This window comes from Arenibacter algicola (assembly GCF_018860365.1).
GTDB lineage: Bacteria > Bacteroidota > Bacteroidia > Flavobacteriales > Flavobacteriaceae > Arenibacter > Arenibacter algicola_B.
In genome coordinates this window covers 1-23,727 of sequence record NZ_JAHKPO010000007.1, presented here as the reverse complement: position 1 = coordinate 23,727, position 23,727 = coordinate 1, and the positions used below count along the sequence as shown (strand labels likewise).

At 43.3% G+C, this 23,727-nt stretch carries 2 protein-coding genes; one reads left to right on the top strand and one right to left on the bottom strand.

Annotation, left to right across the window (positions count from 1 at the left end; translation table 11 throughout):
- Positions 1–114: 114 nt before the first annotated feature.
- On the bottom strand, positions 115–1,845 hold the full coding sequence (locus tag KO529_RS06950; protein ID WP_252734332.1) for a PQQ-dependent sugar dehydrogenase: 1,731 nt from the start codon (positions 1,843–1,845) through the stop codon (positions 115–117).
- Between the two features lie 1,244 nt (positions 1,846–3,089).
- Between KO529_RS06950 and KO529_RS06945 the strand changes: the two genes are divergently transcribed.
- A partial coding sequence (locus KO529_RS06945; RefSeq protein ID WP_215947202.1) for a PKD domain-containing protein occupies positions 3,090–23,727 on the top strand: 20,638 nt, incomplete at its 3' end.

The window sequence follows — 23,727 nt, the reverse complement described above, 5'->3', positions numbered from 1 at the left end:
CAAAAATTGAATACAATAAAAAATTCAGGAAAAACAGGATTGAGGCAGAATTTACGACACCAAAATTTCAAACTAAAAATCATCTCACAGGCGAGGGCTTAATTGCCAAGGCATCTAAATACCACTCTTTAATGCCTCCTTTTTCTTCCTTGCATAGTATCTGCCCTCTTTTACATAGTAGGATCCAACGGGAGGGGAATTATCGCCAAATTCCTTCCTAATATAGGTTAGGATCTGGGCTATTTCTTCATCTTCCAAATAGTCTACTGGTGGCATAACGCCGTCAAAGGCCTTGCCATTTACTTCAATAGGCCCACTTAATCCACTCAATACAACATCTATAAGCCTTTTTTGGTCCCCTTTGACCCATTCGGAACCAGCGATAGGCGGAAACCTACTGCCATCTCCCATACCATTGGCCATATGACAAGATCCACAGTATTTGTTATACAATATTGCTCCCGCTTCTGCCCTGAGCGGGGTAAGATCATCCTTAATCTCATCCGGAGTTTTGATATGCGGTAAGTTTTTGAGCTTTTCCATTTGTGCAAGTTGGTCCTTACCAAAATTCTTCTTGTCCCCTTTGTACATTACCCGCCAAATTTTACCATGTTCACTTTCGCTTATATACAATGACCCATCGGGTCCCATGGCAATACCCATAGGCCTGTATCCTGCATCGTCTGTATCAACAATTTTATCGACCTGTGTAAAACCATCGGCAAAAACTTCCCACTCACCAGCTTGCCCATTTTTAAAAGGGACAAAACCAATAAAATAGCCAGCTTGGGGAAAAGGCGCTCTGATGGTTGAACCATGAAAGGCTATAAAAGCGCCATTTTTATAATGCTCAGGGAATTGGTCTCCCTGATAGAAATGTAGGTCATTGGGTGCCCAATGACCTGGGAAACCAATTATGGGCTGCTCGTATTTTGCCCCATCACCTTCCTTTTTGCCATCCCCTCCATATTCGGGATTAAGTAATTTTTTGCCCTGCATATGATCGTAATAGTAGTAAGGCCAACCAGCATTGGTCCCCTCTTTGACCCTCAGAAATTCTTCTGATGGCAACATAGCACTTTGCCATGGGGAATAGTATTCGGGCCAGTTACGGTTCAGGTTGTCACGTCCATGTTGTAGGACATACAAGGTATTGTCGTAAGGATTCCAATCCATCCCCACAACACTCCTAATTCCGGTAGCATAGCGGTATCCATCCTTTTGTGTCTGCCCCGGCTTATTGGCGTCAAATTGCCATATCCCGGCATGCCATTCCAGCTCTGGACATGGATCCTGACCCAATGCCCCGGGCATTCTATTCTGTTCTTTTGATTGGCAAACATCACCAGGAGAGCCAAAGGGGACATACATATGGCCGTTATCATCAAAAGTTAGTGGTTTGGCAATGTGGGAATAACCAAAAGGGGAATTTTGATAATCATCCGTAAGCATAACCTCTGGCTCACTTTCAGGTACCAACTTGCCCCTTGTCAGCTTTTGCCTATATACCGTACTTGCTGTGCTATAGTATAAATAATCCTTATTGATCCGCATCCCTGTAGCGTAATATCCACGCTGATCAAATACCCCAAACCGCTCTATTTCGTCCGCTTTTCCGTCATTATTAGTATCACGCAGACCAATATTCTCACCGTCCTCATGGGCAAATCGCATTTTTATATAAACATCACCATTGTCATTTATAGCAAGATGCCTAGCGGGTCCTATACTGTCCACCACCACTACCGCCTCAAAACCTTCAGGCAGTACTAATCCCCCATTATCGGGATCTCCAGGTGGTAGGTTTTTCGTGCATTGCATCATAATGCCCGAAAACAGTAACATAAATAGAACCTTTTTTAAGCGGAGGAGAACTGCCATTTCTTTATATTTCCTATTCGGTACCCAGAAAGTTAAATCTATTGTTAAGTGTAATTAAAATTCCACGGGTTATTTTACGATTTACATGTCCCTTTTTGTTGCTATTAGAAGTTACATGTAATCTTTTATCCTAATAACATAAATAGTTGATTCCCATACTGATCTACACCTCCTAAGCTAATGAAATTTGTTCAAATAATTAAGTGACTTCAAATTATTTTTAGTGGATGATTCCAATACCGTATTAGCACAAAACCTAAAACCCTTATTGGTCTGGCCAACTGTTTGGAGAATTTTGTATTCTTTGATAACCGGGTAGGCCCGAAGCAAAACTTGTTGGGAATGCACTCTTATTCCGCATCCAACCCCATTAAAAGCAATTGATTCTAACGGGCTAATTGATGCATTATAGAATATGATAAAACAAAATTCCAAACCTCCGGGAACAGAATTCAATCCCTTGCGGAAAACCGCAAGGGACTTTCTTTTTATCAATATATGTTTGCCCAATGAAATTATGATAAAGGGCTGCCTAATTGTCTAGATTGCAATGTACCATTGATGTACAATTAACCACATATTAAACGCATATTGGCCAGCTTGCTGAAAAGGTATTCGGGGGAACTATCCAATTTGGCAGGCAAGGCCTTTATACTCGACCATTGAGTCAACTCATGTGCGCTAGATAGGATCGACCATTTAAATTAACTGACATAAATCTCTCTTTCCCATTTTGGAAAGCGTAAAATTTATCGACATCTAAATGAAATCACATAAAATTGTAACAATAATTTCAACTCTATGTTTGGATTGGAAGTTCTCTATATTTCTTAAATTCTAATATTAATGATTACTAATTATTATAAAATATGTATTATTTTCCTACTCTTATTTATCGATTAAGCTGACATAAATATAATTTCAAAAGACCTTTCCTTTATTAAACAAAAAAAATATAAATAGACTGCGATAAGTTTATCCCAATTAGTGTACAACTCAACGAATTTTACCAAGAATTGGGTGATTAGCAAGACTCTTTAGGCAAGATGTTAAAATGATTTTTATATACTTGTCAAAAATATTAATAGCGCTTTTGGTCCTCAGGATTAAAAGTTCCCCCCGCAAAAAAATATTTATATCGCATACCCCACATGCGAATATGAATTAGCCTCGAGAATGCTTTGGTTTTAATAACCAAACCATTTTGAATGATTAGAAATTACTTTAGCAGAAAATTATACAAACTGCTTTCCATGGACTTTGCTCCATGTTTTTCCGTACGCTTTTTTAGTTCCGAATTAAGACTCCGATCCCAGGATAGTCTTCATTTCGCCTATATATATTCCAACACCATATTCAATCAATTTCTTTTACGCCGTATTATGAGAAAAATTACCCTACTCCCTATTCTTTTTCTTTTTTCCTTACTCGCATTTAGTCAAACTCCTTGCTCCGATCTAAGCACATTGGATTGTAACGAGGTGGGAGTTACTCTGCCAGTAAATTTAAATTTTAATGGAAACCAAGGAGGTATTCTGTCTACCGGTTTCACAATGGTCGATCCACCTTCCACTGTATTAACTGGAGACGAGGCCATTAATGATGACGATGTTCCCGGTCTGGTAGCCCAGAATCTTTCCCTTTCCAGTGGGGTTCTAAACGTTACTGCCACCAACGGAATAAATTACAGTCAACTTTCCGGATCTCCAAACAGCACCTTTACAAATTCCCAGATCAATGCCCTTGGGGTAGGGTTTCAAGCCGCTTCCAACGTCATCGATATTTCAGCAGTCATTGATCAGCCAAATTTTACAGGTAGTCTTAATGGTACAGCTACTAACGGTTCACAACAGGCAGGAATATGGTTTGGATTAAATGAAAATAATTTTGCCAAGTTGGTCGTGGTAAAAGCAAATGCTACCCAGCAAAAGATTCAGTTTGCACTGGAACAGACCGACCCCAATAATGCTGCGAATTTGATTATAACGGAATTAAATACGGGCAACTTTAATACAAGCGGAGTATCACAAATAAGTTTTCGTATTTCCATTGACCCCTCCGATAATTCGGTAAGGGGATTTTACAGTTTGGACGGTGGTAGCGAAATTCAAGTGGCGCAGTCGGGAACCGATGTTTTAACAGCTCCAGATTCATTTCTCAATGGAATTGATCACGATAACAATATAGGCACAAATAATCTAACATTTGCCGGAATAATGACCTCTACCAGAAGGGCTACGGGAGGCTCTATGGATATTTCATACAATTCATTTTCTGTGACGGAAGACATCACTCCTTTCATAGCGCATATTAACTTTCAAAACAATCCAAGTTTTACAACACCACCTGCCGGTTACCTCGCAGATTATGGTAAAGCATTTGGGAATTCTAGTGTTACCATAGGCACGGAAAACTATGAATATGGCTGGAAACTGGCTTCCGATGGGACTACGCCGGCAGACATATCCAACGAAGCTGCCAACAATGGTGGTTCCGGGGCAACTGGAGGTGCAGGCAGAAATAGAATAACCACAACTTATTCTGGAGCTTCGGACCAAGAAAAATTAGAAGGAACCTTAATGCACTTTCAAGGTGATAATATCATGTCCAATACAGGTGGCAACCAATCCTGGGCAGGACAACCTAGAGGCAATGAAGTAATTTGGGAACTTGAAATTCCCAATGGCACCTATGCAGTTACCATCGGTCTAGGTGATAAAGATGTAAATAATATTGACAGTAGACATAGTGCCACCATTGAGGGTTATACTATTATTCCCGCTTTTGTCCCCAATCCAGGTCAAACAGTGGTTGAAACCATGATTGTTGAAGTGACCGATGGATTTATGACAATGAACGGTGTTGGGGGCTTTAACTCCAAGATTACACATATTGATGTAGTTGAAAGTACGGGGACTCCTGTAAATGGTGTTCTTACTTTCTCACCAAACTCCATTAGCGAAGCTTTAGAAGCTGGTACTTCAAGCACTTTTTCCAGTACGCTTTCCGGTGCTGGAGCAACCAATATTAGCTTAACAATCAATGACAATATAAATGCCGTTGATAAGAATATCACAGGATCCAATGATTGGCTGACTATTCCCACGACCAATACTATAGGCCTTTTTGATTTCGCAATAGACGCTACCAACTTGGCAGTAGGCGATACCAGAAATAACAAAATAATTGCCACAGCCAAGGGTTTTATCCCCGCAGAATTAGATGCTGATTTAACGGCAACGGCTGTTACCGTTTCAGAAATTACGGCACCTTTCCGCATGAACGTTTTTGGACAAGACTATACGAAAGATTCGGATCTATATATCGCGGAGACTCCGGGTTATTTAGTGGAGACACAGCCTACTGAAACATCCAATACGCCCTATACCGTCGCAGGCGGTCATACCGAGCTCTACCATCCTAGGAGGTTCGGCACGGAATTTAGTTATAATTTTCCCATTGCCAATGGCAACTACACTATAGCTATTCATAGTTTAGAGAATTACTTTGATACCGCTGGCGCAAGGGTTTTTGATGTTTCTATAGAAGGGAACACCGTTGTAGACGACTTAGATCTTTTTGCTACCTACGGCCAAGGGACTTTGGCTCTATTGAGTTTTGAAGTAGAAGTGCTGGATGGCGAACTGAATATAGATTTTTTAGCATCTACCAATAAAGCTATAGTACAGGCTATTGAAATATTGCCAGCGGTACAAAGTAACGAGAACGACATATTGACTTTCGCCTTGGCGGAACAAACCGGTGACGCCACTATTGACGCAGGCAACTATACTGTGACCATCGAAGTAAACAACGGCACTGATATTACCGACCTTGTCCCAACCATAACTATTTCAGATAATGCAACGATAAATCCTGATACGGGTGTGTCCAATGATTTCACGAACCCAGCTGATTACACTGTAACGGCCCAGGATGGCACATCCCAGCTATGGGCAGTGACAGTGACCGAGGCTGCGCCTCTCAACGCAGCACCTCAAATAACAACAGCGAATACCATAGAGGTTGCAGAAAATCAGACAGCGGCTATTGATGTGGATGCCACTGACGATAACGATTCAGAAGGCTCAGGCCTGACTTTTTCCTTTAGTGGAGGTAATGATGATGGACAATTTGATATTGATGCGAGTACTGGAGTAGTTACATTCGTAATAGCACCCGATTTTGAGGTGCCAGCAGACTCCAATGCCGATAATGTATACGATATACAGGTAACTGTTACGGACTCAGGAAGTCTTTCAATTACCCAAGATATTTCCATTACTGTGGTGGATGAATTTGAAGCCCCGACCACCTCTTTTTCCTATATCGAGAATTTCACATACACTCCAGGCAATCTTAAAGTCGTTTCTGGTGGAGCCTGGACTCCTGAGGTCAATAATACCAGCGGTGTTGAGCTGCCCGATGCCCCTGTTGTAGCAGAAGGTCTTACAAGTGGCACCACCCACTCCTTGAATATAGAAAATCTGAACACTACGATAGATTATTTAACCCTTGTAAATAATCCTGCCGACCTTATTGCCAATGTTCCTTTCTATTTTGGAACCTATTTTAAGTTCTCCGAAATAGGAACTGGAAATTTAAATAGGGTCCGTGTCGCTATACGAGTAGACGACGATGCACCGGGCGACCAATGGATCCGACAGATTATAGGTAGATACGACGGAAATATAAAAGCTAGATTAGGTTTAGGTGGTGCAAATTCCAACGCCGGCGAGCAAGTGCTTAATGAAGACCAATTATTACAATTTGTTGTAAGAGGTGTATGGGATGGCATAGGGACCATAACATACCAATATACTTTGTCTCCTACCCTAACGGAAGGTGACAATTCATGGCTTACGGCAACAACAGATCACTCCACTTCCGGAACGCCGAAATTGGGACGTATCTTTATCGGTTCCACTTCACCCAACAATACAGGGAAAATTGGTCCTATTCGCTTGAGCACTGATTATTCAGAGGTAGTCACCGAATTAATGAACAATGTGCCAAATGCAAGTTTCACTACTTCTATTTCGGATTTAACCGTTGATTTGGATGCTACTGCCTCTCAGGACGATGGTTCTATTGCTGCCTATGATTGGGATTTTGGAAATGGTGACACCGCAAATGGTGCAACCCTGTCCTATGAATATCCCACTGCGGGCACATACACAATATCTTTAACGGTAACGGATGACCAGGGTCTTACGAGTTCCGCTGCAATTCAAGAGGTGACGGTGGAAGCGCCATTGGTTGTTACTTCCTTTCCCTATAGAGTGAATTTTCAGGATGCCGCTACAACTCCACCCACGGGGTATGTTAAAGATTATGGATTACCCTATGGCGCCAATGAAGGCGGTCTTACCTATGGTTGGATCAAACTATCCGATGGCCAGCCAATAGACCTGACAACACCGAGCAATGGCGTTGGCCGTAATCGTGGTTCATATCCTGGATTGGATTTATCACAGCAGACCCTGGTCCATTTTCAAGGTAACGACATTGGAAGTTGGACAGGTAACAGAGCCAATGAAGGTGTTTGGGAAATTGAAGTACCCAACGGTTGGTACGAAGTTGCCATTAGTGTTGGAGATCCAAATCAAGATGGCAACCTAAATGAGACCCCAGACCATTTTATAAGCGTGGAGGGAACAACTGCCATTGATATATATGATGTAGATTCCGATTTGCCAAATGGTGACCTTGGACGTTTTACTACTGGAACCGTTGTGGTGCAAGTATTGGATGGCAAGTTGACTATTGATGCAGATAATCCTCTGGCCAATAATACTAAAATCAATTCTGCAGTTATCTCGCAAACAACAGATCCAAGATCAATCGAGACAGATATTCTAACCTTTGTATTAACTGAAGATACTGCAACAGCAAACATTGACACTGATAACCATACAGTGACTCTTGAAGTTCCTAACGGTACAGGTCTAACCTTAACGCCTACGATAACCTTGTCCGACGGTGCTACCATATCACCACTATCTGATATCTCACAGGATTTCAGCACTCCAATAAATTATACGGTTACCGCAGAGGATGAAACCACTACCCAAGTTTGGGAAGTAACTATCACCGAAGCTTCCCCTGCCAACGGAACGCCCGTTGTAGATAATCAGACTTTTTCGGTAGCAGAGGATGCCACTTTAAATACTGTTGTGGGAACGGTTATTGCAACAGACGATGGCACCCTAGTTTACAGCATAAGCGCTGGTAATGAAAGTGCAGTATTTGGAATTAACGAGACAACCGGGGAAATCACGGTTTTGACCTCACTTGATTTTGAGACTACCAATCAGTATTTGTTGACAGTAGAAGTCTCTGACGGGGAGCTAACTGATGACGCTATTGTAACAATAGACATTTCGGATGTAATTGAAATAGAACCTTGTAATCCACTGAGTACCCTACCTTGTGATCAAATTGTAACAACATTGCCCTTGAACCTGGCATTTGACGGTTCTGAAGGAGGATTGATAGACAACAATGGAAATGGTACCGGCTTTACTATGGCAGATCCTCATTCAGGAAATAGACTTACTGAAGATTTACCTATCAGCACCTCGGATATAAATGGTTATGAGCCTTCAAAGCTAAATATTGTCAATTCCAATCTAGTGCTAACCTCCTCTAAAGGGATTGCCTATGTAGATAACAATGCCCAAGTGAATACCTTGGGAGTTGGATTGCAGAATATTAATACACCATTGACTATAGAGACCAAATTATTAGGTATCGCTACAGGGGGTGGTTCGGCACAGGCAGGAATCTGGTTTGGTATCGACGATGAAAATTTCGTAAAACTGAATGTGAACGGTGACAATATTGAAATGCGTCGTGAAATTGGAGGAGTTTCCCTAAACGGAGGTACTTCACCAGATCAAATTGCATTGTCCAATGCAGGAGTATCCGGTAATGATGTTACATTAAGATTGTTAATTGACCCTATAGCATCAACCCTGACCGCCTATTATGCCATTGACAATGGCGCATTTGTTCAGCTCACCAAGACCAACTATAATAATCTTGTCCTTCCCCAAGCATACTTGGACGGCAAACAGTTAAGTATAGAAAATGGTTCTGCAAGCTTTGCCGGAGTTTATACTACCTATAGGAATGGTGCAAGCTTTGACACCGCATTTGATTATTTCTCAGTTTCAGAAGAGAACAATCCGCCGGTAATCGTTGACCAGAATTTTGCAGTAGCTGAGGATGCAGCGCTAAATAGCGTAGTCGGTACCGTTGTAGCAACGGACGATGGCTCCTTTACATATTCCATTACAGCAGGTAATGATGGTGGAGAGTTCGCCATTGATGGTATCAGCGGAGAGATTACACTATTAACGGCACTTGACTATGACACAACACCACAATATGTCTTGACCGTTGAAGTAAGCGATGGCACCAATACTAATTCTGCAATTATTACCATTGATGTCACCGATACAGTAGAAGTGCTTCCCTGTAGTCCACTTAGTACTTTGCCATGTGACCAAATTGAAACCACGCTACCGTTGTCACTTGACTTTACAACGGACAATGGCAATCTATCACAATCTGGTATGACCATGGTCTTGGAACCTAGTGAGAGATTATCGGAAGATGTGGCAATTGCAGATCCCAATGTATTGGGTTATGCACCAAGCCTCATTTCTCAGAGTAATTCAGGCTTGGCCCTAACGAGTACCAAAGGTATCTTTTATAGCCAGTTGGCTTCCCAAGGAACGCCAAGTAGTGCAAATACCAATTCTCAAATGAACGCCTTAGGAGTAGGTATAACCACCCCCACTACTACTTTTAGTATTTCATCAACTTTGGAAAATCCGGATTTTTCAGGCAGTACGGGGAATGGCGCCCAACAGGCTGGTATTTGGTTCGGCCTAGACGAGGACCATTATATTAAATTGGCCCTTATAAAAACAGGCACTTCTACTACCAAAAAAGTACAGTTACAGGTAGAGAATATGGACCAAAATACCACACAAACGGCATTTTTGGAACTAGATACCCCTAATATAGCCTCCAACACTGGAGAGATTACCTTGAGAATGGAATTGGATCCTGTGAACAATACGGTGAAAGGATACTATACGCTTGAGGGCGGTAACGAAATCTTGGTTTCCGAAGAGGGAGTAGATTTCTTTCCTGTTCCGGCCAACTACTTTGCAGGTACTTCATACGATACAGCTAATCCTTCGGAAACTTTAAATTTCGCCGGAATATTTACAACACATCGCAATGCTGCAGTTGATCAGTCAATAACAGTTCTATTTAAAGCATTTGAAATTGATGCCGAGCAACCTGCACTTGCATTGACTTTTGATACACCAGTACTTAATTTCTCCGGTGCAGTTGGTGAAAACATTGCCCCACAGACAGTTACAGTTACGGCAAATTCAGGCAACCCAACTATTACGCTCTCAGATGACCCCGATGCTGGTGGATGGTTGGTTTTACCCACCGACCCGCAGTTGGGAACTTTAGAATTGGGTATCCTTCCCAATCTTCCAGTAGGGAACTACAGCACCACACTATTTGCTGTTGACCAACCGGATATGGGCTATTCCAACGCCGAAATGACGATTAATCTGGAAATAACGGAGCCCATAAATAACTTTGCCGTTAATGTTAATTTTTCGGATGCGGCCTCCGCAGCCCCTTCGGGTTACGAGAAAGATGCCGGTGATGCCTACGCCGATAGGGGCAACGGTTATAGTTACGGATGGTTGGATGCCAATACCTCTGCCCCGGCAGATCTTACCAAAAATGGTAGAAACAGAGAAATTACTGGAGTAAGTGATCTTAACAACACCTTGATACATCTGCAATATGGCAATGTATCAACAAATGCTGCCAATGGATATTTACCAGATGCCAAATGGGAAATTGAAGTACCAAATGGTAGTTATTTGGTAACCGTATTCGTAGGTGACCCTACTGTAGATAATCCTGCTGCAAATATTCCCGCACACCGGATAAATGCCGAAGGTGTAAATTTGGTAGATAATTATATCCCAACAGGAGCCATAGGCAGCAGTACTCGTTTTACTTCCGGAAGTGCAACAGTCAATGTTACCGACGGCAGATTGACCATTGACCCCCTAAACGGAGGGCACAATACCAAAATAAATAGTATTCAGATTGTCTCGACAACAACGGCTATACAAACACCACGAGTGGCCGGTGTAACCCCATCCGACGGAGCCATAAATGTTTCCGTAACACCAACAATTTCAGCTAACGAGCTCTTCCTTCCAAATTTTGACAATGAAGGAAATGCTGGTGTGGACAATACAACGATTACCACCACTACCGTTAAATTGTTCAAACAAGGAAACACAACTCCTATTGGAGCCAGTGTTAATGGTACAGGGGGCGGAGATGCCATCAACTTAGCGCCAAACCAACCTTTGGAAGCCAATACCACCTATGTCCTTGTAATCGATGGCGTTTTGGATCTAGTAGGGGAACCTTTTGAATTCTTCACATCCTCCTTTACAACAGGCAGTGGAAATACCGGTCCTGTAACGGACCTTGACAACGTGGCCTTTACAAATGCTGGCGCAGTAGCCAATAATGGTGGTGCTAATGGTGCTGGATATTCCACATTGACCATAGGCCCTGACGGAAAACTATATGGTCTGGTAATAAACGGTGACATTCACCGATGGAGTATCAATACAGATGGCACCTTGGCCAACAAAGAAATTTTAAATACCTGGAAGAGTGCCGCACAAGGTAATTATAGTAGTCGTACAACCGTTGGTCTTACGTTTGACCCCGCTGCAACAGCCAATAATTTAATTGCCTATATAACCCACGATTCCGGTGGTTTGAACAATGCCCCTGCCTGGGATGGAAATCTTTCCCGTTTAACAGGAGCCAATCTTGAAGTTCACGATCTTATCCTGACCAATTTACCAAGATCTAAAAAGGACCACTTAACAAACAGCATGGACTTCAAAGATGGAGAACCTAGGGTTATCTATTTTAATCAAGGAAGCAATAGTGCCGCAGGAGCACCGGACAATGCCTGGGGAAATAGAAAGGAACGTCTTCTTTCCGGTGCCGCATTACGTCTGGACCTAGACAAACTTCCCGAAAGTCAATGGCCTTTAAATGTAAAAACTACTATGGACCCTGTGGCGATTAACAATGTTAATGTTAATTCCCCTACCCTGACTTCTACAGTTGCAACCTATACTGAAGATGGTCAAACTTTTGCAGATGATGGAACTTATAATCCATTTTATGTTAATGCGCCATTAACGTTATTTGCAACTGGTATTCGAAATGCCTACGATTTGGTATGGCATAGCAATGGCCAATTATACATCCCTACCAATGGTACAGCAGGGGGAAGTAATGCCCCTGCATCGATCAATGGAACAAGAAGACCGGATGGTACTTTTTATGACCATAGCAATCCTCTTTATCCTGTAATTCCTTCTTCCAATGGCAACAATGTTCAAAGGGATTGGTTGTTCAGAGTGGACCCTAATTCTAGCTTAGGCTTTTACGGACACCCCAACCCTTTATTGGGACAATTTGTGCTAAACAGAGGTGATGCCGATGTAAATAATAGTGCATATAACGGTGTGGAAGCAGACATCAACTATCGTGGAGCTGCATTTGACTTCGAATTTAACAAATCACCCAACGGTGTCATTGAATATAGGAGTAATGCCGAAAATGGCAACCTGCAGGGTGCCCTATTGGTTGTGAGATATAGTGGCAGCAGCGACATCATAGCATTGGTGCCAGATGGTCCAAACGGTGATATTTTAACCTATAAGGCAGGTATACCAGGATTTACCGGATTTACAGATCCTTTAGATCTAGTAGAGGATGTTTCAAATGGAAACATCTATGTATCTGACTATGCCCGAAATGAAATCGTATTATTGAAACCGAGCAACCAGGCCGCACCAACACCACTTATCGTTTTAAATACCGATGAAGTTATCGGTGATGCCATAGCCAACTCGGGTACGTTTACGCAAGAGGTGCTATTCTCCAATTTAGGGAATGCTTCCTTGACCAATATACAAGCTGAATTGACAGGTGCCAATGCTGGTGAATTTACTGTTGTTGGCATGCCTTCCAGTATAAATTCACAGAACTCAGCTTCTTTTGATGTATTGTTTACACCCACCTCCAATGGGCCTAAGGTTGCACAGTTAACCATTACAGGTACTAATGCTGAACCTGTAGTTATATCCCTAAATGGTTTGGGAAAAACTGGAACCGGTGGCAATAACGAACCTTCGTTACAATGGATATTGGATACGCATTTGGGAGCAGGAACGGTAAACGTTGGTGACACCAATACGGCAACAAACCTTATAGACCTGCCAAATGGATCAACTTATAATGATTTATTGGGGGATGAAGTGGCCCTACAGCAATTCGAGCGTGCCATTGATGCTCCGGTAACCTTGGAATTATTGAGCGTTTATGGCCCTACTACCAGCAATCCGGTTGTTGCCTTTGGATGGTACAATAGCGGAAATGCCGCTTCTACGAACGAACTGTTTACGGTTACAAATTCGCCTACAAGTAATGGACAGACCTTAAATGCTCCTATTACAGGCGTTGCCGAATTCGATCCGGGCGTAGAAAGTTTTGGCTTCTACAGCAGATGGCCTGCCTTCAACAATCGACAATTGTTCAGTGAAGATGCCTTAAATACCTTCACCGGAGCTATTCCACATCATGTACGGGTGTACGAACTTCCCGGCGAGAGCAACGCATACATTATAGCCACAGAAGAACATATCTCAGGATTCGACTATCAGGATATCGTGGTTATAGCAAGAAATATTCGTCCAGTTGGCGGTACACCTGTTGTGGCATGTTCCCCTATAAGTACCTTGGACTGTATCGAGCTGGAAGCAGCACTTCCATTCTCCTTGGATTTTGATGGCGCCGAAGGTGGCTTGGCCAATACCGGCTTTACTATGGTAGATAATCCTTCTGCAAGACTGGCAGAAGATGGGGCAGTGTTTAATGCCAACGTACCTGGATTTGAGCCTGGGCAAATAAATTTCTCAAATGGTAATTTATTGCTAACGGCCAATAAGGGAATTGCCTTCTCCTCCAATTCATCAAGTACGGAGGTAAATTCACAAATCAATACTCTTGGAGTGGGAATAGATGCTGACGATTATGGCAATTTCAGTATCACAACTACAATAATAAATCCTTATACCGATAGCACCAATAACTCGGAGCAGGCAGGTATTTGGTTCGGTCTGAATGAAGATAATTTTGTTAAACTGATTGCCAATGGCGCTTCACAAATAGAATTGCGATCAGAGGTAAATGCAGTTTCCAATAATGTAGATCAAGTGATAGACGTAGTGCCCAATTTAAATGCGAGCACCGTGCAACTTCGATTATATGTAGACATTGACAATAATGAACTTGCGGCCTTCTATTCCTTGAACGGAGGTGCTGAGCTAGAGTTAGGGTCATTGCCCTTGCCCAATGTATATGTCAATGGCAACACTGCTTATGACAACTTAAGTTTTGCTGGTGTTTTTGCTACCAAAAGACGTGAAGCTGCAGCAACGGAAGTTGTATATACGATATCCGATTTTGCCATTACTCCTGATAATATTCCAGTCGCCTTTGAACCGATCAATATTAACTTCTCCCTACCGGAAGATGTTCCTCCAACAGGTTATTTGGTGGATTCTGGACTGGGCTTTGGAGATCGAGGCAACACCTACAGTTACGGATGGTTGACAACGAATGGACTTACTCCTTTGGATTTATCACAAAATGTAAGAAACAGAAATGTTACCAATGTTGATATTTTAAGAAATACGCTATTGCACATGCAATATGGCAATGTAGGAGGATCAACCGGAGTTTTAACCGAAGGTATATGGGAAATTGAGGTACCAAACGGAAATTACAATGTAACCGTAGGGGTTGGAGATCCTAATATAGATGGTCAGGAAGGTACTGAACCTTTCCATTCCATTAATATTGAAGGAATAAATGCTATTGATCGCTATTCTCCAACAGGCGCGGTAGGCGCATCTACCAGATTTACTTCTGGTTCCGCTACGGTAACCGTAACAGACGGCCGATTGACCATAGATGCATCTGGTGGTTTCAATACCAAGATCAACTCTTTGACCATAACCCAAGATGGTACAATAACACAACCGTTCTTCGCCAATGTTACGCCAGCGAACAACAGTAACAATGTGGCCATAACGGACTTTCAGATCAATGTTGAGGTGGTAACCCCTGTGGGCTACGAGCTTGATAAAGCCACTTTGGCCGGAAACATAAATCTTTACGAAGTAACAAACGCCGGAGAGGTATTGGTTCCTTCAAATTCAAATGACACAGGAGGTGGGGATGCAATAACGCTAACACCTTTAAGCAGCCTTAAAACCTTCACCACATATACTTTCCGACTTACTAGTAACATTGAGGCAAATGTAGTCGGCGATATCAATGATCGTTTGCCATTTATGCCGTTTGAATCCCAATTCACAACAGGTGATGAAGATGTGGTTGTAAACTTGGATTTAACAGGTGTAGAATTCTTTAAAGTAGAAGGAGGCCCCCTATTGGGCGAAGGCACCACTAATCAACGTTTCTCCAGTCTTGTAATAGGACCCGATGGTAAACTATATGCAAGTACCATTGGCAACTTTAATTCGGATGGTAAGATCTATAGATGGGATATGGCAACGGATGGTACCTTGGAGAATTTGGAAATACTATCTCCGCAACTACAAGGCGCAGCACATCCAGTATCCGGTCCTAGAAATAATAACGACAGATTGATTATTGGCCTGGTCTTTGACCCAGCCTCTACTGCCGACAATTTAATTGCTTACGTTACGCATAGTGCAGCGTCTATTACAGATGGTCCGGAATGGGATGGCATCTTGTCCAAACTTACCGGACCAACACTTTCCAACGTGGAGGATTTGATCATTCACTTACCAAGATCTGGTAAAGATCATTTAACAAACAGTATTGTCTTCGACCCACAAGGAAATTTATATATAAACCAAGGAAGTAATTCCGCAGGTGGTGAACCGGATCCCAACTGGGTGAACCGACCAGAAAGATTGCTATCGGCAGCGGTCTTAAAAGTTGATTTCAATAAAATGCCGTCAACACTTCCTTTAAGCGCTTTTACTACTGACAATATTGGAATAATCAATAGTGCGTCATCTGCGAGCCTAACCATGAGCGACGGATCTTACAATCCTTATGCCACCAACTCTCCTTTGACCATCTATGCCACGGGTATACGTAACGCCTATGACTTGGTTTGGCATTCAAATGGTTGGTTATACATTCCTACAAACGGAACGGCAGGTAACAATAACAACTCGCCAAACTCGCCGTCTACGGCCAACTATGACTTGGCAAGGCGTATTGATGGGCTGACTACTATTCCGTTTGCTCCGGCATTGAACGGTGGAGAAACACAGAAAGACTGGCTGTTTAAAACGCAAGGAGGTTCATACCACGGTCATCCAAATCCATATAGGGGAGAATTCGTATTAAATCACGGTGGCGCTCCTTATAGTGGATTGCCAGGACAAGAAGAGACATCATATACCGATGTTGCCAAATATCCAGATAATCTAGGGCCCGATCCTAACTACAGGGAGCCTGCATACGACTTTGGAAAAAATAAGTCTCCAAATGGGGCCATTGAATATCAAAGTAATGCCTTTGGCGGAAAACTAAAAGGCCTGTTAATGGTAGTTCGTTTTAGCGGTCAAGATGATTTGTTGGTAATGCAGCCTAAACCAAATGGGGATATAGCCAATACAAATGGAGATGTAACCGGGCTTGGTGGTTTTGATGATCCTTTGGACGTAGTGGAAGATCCTCGAACAGGTAACATGTATATCTCGGAATACGATAGGGATAACAATGGAACACCAAAACTAACCCTATTGAGGGCAACAGTTCCTGCCGTCTTAGGACCTGAAATTGCGGCTACACCGGACGAATTGATTTTCGAGATGACCGTTAATAACGAAGGCAGTAACACAGATACCAAGGTGGTTACTATTACTAATGACGGTAATGCAGTATTAAATATTTCCAGTGCGAGTATCACTGGTGCATATGCTGATCAGTTCGAGAATGTTGTTCCTTCAGGGGCTATATCATTGAATCCAGGCGAAAATCAGGATTACACGGTAACCTTTGCCCCAGATTTGAATGGTTCCAATTTAGGATATCAACAAGCAAGTTTGACCATTGTAAGCAATGATGCTGTAAACCCAACTTTTGAGGTAGGTCTTCATGGCTTGAAAAAAGCAGGATTTGAAGGCGGACAGGAGCCTGCACTACAAGATGTAGTGGATGCTTTGGGTATTGGTATCAATGTAGGTTGGCCATCTCTATCAAGCTCTACCAATCCAGATCCGGTAGGTGACGAAGTAGAGGTAGAATTATGGGTAAAGGCAGGCGATGGCCCTGTAAACGTAACACCGGTAGGTCGTTACTCTCCCCAAGAGGAATTACCGTTCGGTTGGTATACCAATAATGGCGGCGTTACCCACCATGAAATCGGAATTTTGGCTAGCGGACTTGCCAATGCTCAGACCTTGTTCCCGCCAGTTGGATCCGGAGATTCGTCTTTTGACCCAGAAGGTGCCGTTTTTGGTTTCTACGTAGAATCTGAAACTTTCGGAAGGTTTAACTATACAGAAGATGCCATTAACACTGGGATAGCCCACAGAACAAGAATATACCCGATGACAGATCGGGAAGGCAACCCTATTGAAAACAGCTATCTAATTACTTTTGAAGACGCTACTAATGGTGATTATCAAGATTACATGTTTATTATAGACAATGTATTTCCTTTCGAGGATGGCACCTTGGTATTGAATTTTGATGAGCAGAACATAGATTTTGTCGCTTCCAGAAATCAAGAAGATGTGCCGGCACAACAGTTAACACTTTTTGGAAATGGTGGGGTTACAGCCGGACAAATCAATTTGACAGCTTCCGAAGATTGGGTTGTGCTTCCAACTGATTTCGAACTTAATTCTCCGTTCGATTTAGGAATTGATGCAACAGGACTGGCATTAGGAACATATGAAGCAACAATAACCGCTACAGCACCAAACTATCTGGATGCCGTTATAAATGTTAGTTTAAGAATTACAAATGAGTTGGTCTATACCTATCAATTTAATTTCCAAGATCCTGATGATATTGAGACTTCACCAGTAGGTTATGTAGACGACATTGGAATGCCATATGGTACCCAAAGCACATCTTTGGGCGATATGACCTTTGGATGGGTGGATCCAGGCACTTTTATTCCTGCCGATGCTAGTGTTAATGCCAGAAATAGAAATAATGGCAGCAATGACAATGCTTTATTAAAAACATTTACCATAATAGGACATAGTTCATCGGTCACTTACCCGCAGCTTGATTGGGTAGTAAATGTTCCCAATGGCACCTATTCCGTAAATATCAGTGTTGGTGATCCCGATTTTACCGACAGTAATCACGTGTTGGATGTGAACGGAGTGACCATTGTTGATTATAACCAAGAGAATGATGCCCCTGACGATTATAGCAATTTTGAAGAAACCAAATTGGTAGATGTCATAGACGGTACCCTAAGATTATCCTTAGGTACCGGAGGTGTGAATGCTAAACCAAATTATATCCGACTGGCACCATTTGATAGTTCCTTGATTCCTCCAACTATTGTGGCCAATTTTGATGGAAACAATAGTGCAACAAATACCTATAGAGGTAGTGTTCAGGTGAGTTTAGAGGCTATAGACGAAAGTAATAGCGGTGGAATTGCCAGATTGGAATATGTGTTGGATGGCAATGCTACGGCGATTTACACAGATCCGTTGGATATAACCACAGAAGGTACCCACACTTTGATAGTGAGCGCTGAAGACAACAACGGAAATACTTCCGAAAAAACCTTCAACTTCACCATTGAGACCCCAACAGGTGCCCTCTTGGCCATTGAAAACATGACCAAGGTTCCAGGTACGGACAGAGGGTTCCCTGCAGATGATTATTACACCTTCCATAGATTAGGTTCACTAGGACAGGCTTTGGTTCATGATGCAAATGTGATGCGATTGAACAATACCGGTACTGGGGACTTGGTTGTTACCGCAATCAATCTTTCGGATAGCAATGATTATACCTTCGAATTATTGGATGCTACAGGTACTTCAGCTAGTTTACCCATAAATATAGCAGCTGGAAGTTATGCAGATTTGGATATAACTTTTATAGGTACAACGGGCACCGGCTCAAATGGTATTTTCGTTGAAAGTATTGAAATAGTTTCAAACGCCGATAATGCATTGGAAAATAAGGCAACCCTACATGGGGCATATTCCCCACAACCAGAAGGTGGTGATGAAATTAATGCCCAAGAAGTGTTTGATGCCTTCGGTTTCCAAACCAGTATGTTGAGTATCGTAAATGATGAGGGCACTATTGTTCCTCCAAATACGAAGACCACTAATCCAAGCTCCAATTATCCCGTTGCAGCTAATATTGATGCAGGTTATGAGGGAGATATGATTCTGTCCAGCAATTTTGTTCAGGCAGATCCTTCCAAACCGGTAATAGGAATACAATTGTCCGCATTACATGGTGGACCAAGTTCCAACGGCGCCCAGTTTGTTGCTGTTGGCGGAACCAATACCGTGGGTGGAATTAACTTCTCCCATAATGCCAGTTATTATCAGACTTTATTGCCTAAAAACAATGGAGGAGTCATCAATTATGACACTGCCAATAACATATCTGGCGCCTTTAGGATAGCTGTTTCCGGATACTTGACTTCCGGCGGCAATAATATAAATGGCAATAGACCTGATCTTTTAGGAGCAAGGGTTTACAAGGTTATCGACCATAATGGCAATGTAATTCCGAACGAATATATTGTATTGCAAGATTTCGTTCAGGGAGGATGTGGAGCAGGTTCAGCCAATTGTGACTGGAACGACAACACCTTCTACTTTATCAATATTAGACCGGAAGGAGTACCCAGCGCACAACCTATAGAAGACCTTTTGGTGAATGTGGACGAATTGTTCAATGTGGATGTCAACCAGTATTTTGACAATGGATATCCTGGAAACACATTGGATTTTACTGCCACTTCAAATGGAAGTGCTTTGCCATCCTGGATGAGCTATAATTCAATTACTGGTGTATTGCAAGGTACAGCACCATTAGGTACCACTGGAAGCTTCTCAATTTTGTTGGAAGCAGAAGATGCCAACGGACTTACAGCATCCACTACCCTGGTAGTGAACATAAACGAACCTCCAGTTGCAGTAGATGACGAAGCGGTTACTGAAAAGAATTTGGCGATAAACCTAGATCAGTTACTCAGCAATGATTCCGAACCAAATGGAGAGGATATACTAATAGTCTCTGTGGATACTCCTCAAAACGGAACAGCGGAATTAAACTCCGAAGGTACCGAGGTACTGTATACGCCAAATAACGATTATTTTGGTCCGGATAGTTTTACATATACTATTGAGGACGAATCAGGGCTTACCGCAACAGCAAATGTTCTGATTACCGTGAATGAAGAGAACCAAGCACCTTTGGCTATAATATCCACAAACATTAATGAAGGGCCAGCTGCCTTAGTTGTAGCCTTCGATGGAAGTGGATCTACGGATGACAAAAATGACATTGTAGGATACCTATGGGACTTTGGAGATGGATCGGCCAATTCAAATGATATGATTGCCGAACATACCTATACCTCTGCAGGGGTCTACACGGCAAGTCTAAGTGTTACGGATTCAGAAGGTCTGTTCAATACGGCTACGGTAACCATTACGGTATCAACACCACCTAACACCAATCCTGTAGCAGTGGCTACCGCTACCCGTGGTTCATCTGCATTACAGTTTAACTTCAATGGTGCCGGTTCCAATGATGCCGAAGGTGATCTTACCTATGCATGGGACTTTGGGGATGGTACTCCGCTAGCAACAGGAGTATCTCCAACACATACCTATGCGGTATCCGGAATCTATACTGTAAGACTAACAGTAACCGATGAAGGAGCTTTGACAGATAGTACTACCATAACAGTGGACACACAAGAACCGGTTATTGGGGACTTTGCACTGCGGATCAACGCAGGTGGCCCAGAGGTTAGTTATGATGGGGACGTCTACACTGCGGACCAGTACTTTACAGGTGGAAAAACATATACTAATACCAGTGCTACGGTACCCGCATTGTACCAGACTGAACGTAGTGCCTCACCGCCCACTTTCGGTTATGAAATACCGCTTGCCAACGGCGAGTACAGGGTGACACTTCATTTTGCAGAGATATTTTTTGGAGCAAATGGAGGTGGTACCTTAGGCACGGCCCAACGAATTTTCGATGTGGTCATGGAAGGAAACACCATATTGGATGATTTTGACATCAATGCGGCAGTAGGTCCACAGACCGTTACAACCCGAACCTTCGATGTTGTAGTTGAAGACGGTATTTTGAATCTAGGTTTCGATGCAACGGCACCAGATGGTGTAAACCAACCGAAACTATCAGCCATTGAAATATTTGGCCTAGCCGAACCTAACATTGCCCCTACGGCAGTGGCAACTGCATCTCCTTTGACCGGTACGGCACCATTGGAGGTAAGTTTCGACGGAAGCGGCTCAAGTGATGACAAGGGTATTGAAAGTTACCTATGGAACTTTGATATTGACCAAGCCACCTCATCCACTGAAACAGCAACTTATACCTTTGATACTGCTGGGGTTTACAGTGTTACTCTTACTGTTACCGATGCAGAAGGCGAAAGTGATACCGAGACAATTGAGATTAATGTTACGGAACCAATTAATACAGATCCAATAGCGGTTGCTTCGGCAGATGTATTAAACGGGATTGCTCCGATGGAAGTGAATTTTGATGGTAGCGGTTCGTCCGATACCGAGGGCAATTTGTCCTACCTGTGGGATTTTGGAGACGGAACACCTATATCCAACGTTGTTTCACCAACTCACACCTTTGCAACAAATGGTGTCTATACCGTTACACTCACTGTAACCGATGAAGGACAATTGACCGATTCGGCCACCCTTACCATTACGGTAGATAACCCAATAACCGGAGATTTTGTCCTAAGGATCAACGCCGGTGGGCCAGAGCTTAGTCATGATGGCAATGTCTTCTCTGCTGACCAGAACTTTGTTGGTGGAAAAACATATACTAATACCAGTGCTACGGTGCCGGCCTTGTACCAAACGGAACGCAGTGCCTCACCACCGACCTTTGGTTATGAAATACCGCTTGCCAATGGAGAGTACAGGGTAACGCTTCATTTTGCAGAGATATATTTCGGAGCAAATGGAGGCGGTACCTTAGGAACGGCCCAACGAATTTTCGATGTGGTCATGGAAGGCAGCACCATATTGGACGATTTTGATATCAATGCGGCCGTAGGTCCACAGACCATTACAACCCGAACCTTTGATGTTGTAGTTGAAGACGGTATTTTGAATCTAGGTTTCGATGCAACAGCACCCGATGGTGTAAACCAACCGAAACTATCAGCTATTGAAATATTTGGTCTAGCCGAACCTAACATTGCCCCTACGGCAGTGGCAACAGCTACTCCTTTGATCGGTACGACACCATTGGAAGTGAACTTTAACGGCAGTGGATCTAGCGACCCAGAAAACCCAAATGGACTTGTCTATGCTTGGGATTTCGGAAACGGCGATACCTCGTCTGCTACCAACCCGGTTTACACCTATACTACCGTAGGCAGCTTTACCGCTACCCTTACGGTGACGGATCCGGAAGGCCTTCAGGACACCGCTTCGGTTACCATCACGGTAGATGAGGATGTCGTGGTGGATTGTGCTCCGGTACCTTCTCCATGGACAAATTCCGATATCGGAAACGTTGCCGCCAATGGCGAGGCCTGTTTCGACAACGGTCGTTTCGAGGTCAAAGCCTCGGGCGCGGACATCTTTGGCGGTGCCGACGAGTTCCACTATGTCTATCAGGAACTACAGGGCGACGGGGAGATCATAGCCCAGTTAATGAGCCTGGAACAGACCAACGGTTGGGCCAAGGCAGGGGTGATGATGAGGAGCGACCTTGATGCAAACTCCGCAATGGCGATGATGATCATGTCACCGAACCCCAACAGTGTTGGAGGTCCTGGATACAGTTTCCAACATAGACCTACCAAAGGCGCAAATATGGGCAGCGGCAACTTTACCGCCCCAGCCCTTGCCCCGGGAGGATTCCCACATTACCTCAGGTTGGTACGCTCGGGCAATGCCTTCACAGCTTACGTATCCGAGACCAATGGAAGTTGGTTACAGATCGGAAGTGCTTCCATACCTATGGGACAAAGTATCTTTGTAGGTCTGGCGACAACATCACATAACGATGGCGTACTTACCAATGCAGTATACGAGAATGTTCAGGTCATTGGCAACGTAGAAGAAAACGAAGCCCCTACCGCAGTGGCAACAGCTACTCCGTTGACCGGTACGGCGCCATTGGAAGTGAACTTTAACGGCAGTGGATCTAGCGACCCAGAAAATCCAAATGGACTTGTCTATGCTTGGGATTTCGGAAACGGCGATACCTCGTCTGCTACCAACCCGGTTTACACCTATACTACCGTAGGCAGCTTTACCGCTACCCTTACGGTGACGGATCCGGAAGGCCTTCAGGACACCGCTTCGGTTACCATCACGGTAGATGAGGATGTCGTGGTGGATTGTGCTCCGGTACCTTCTCCATGGACAAATTCCGATATCGGAAACG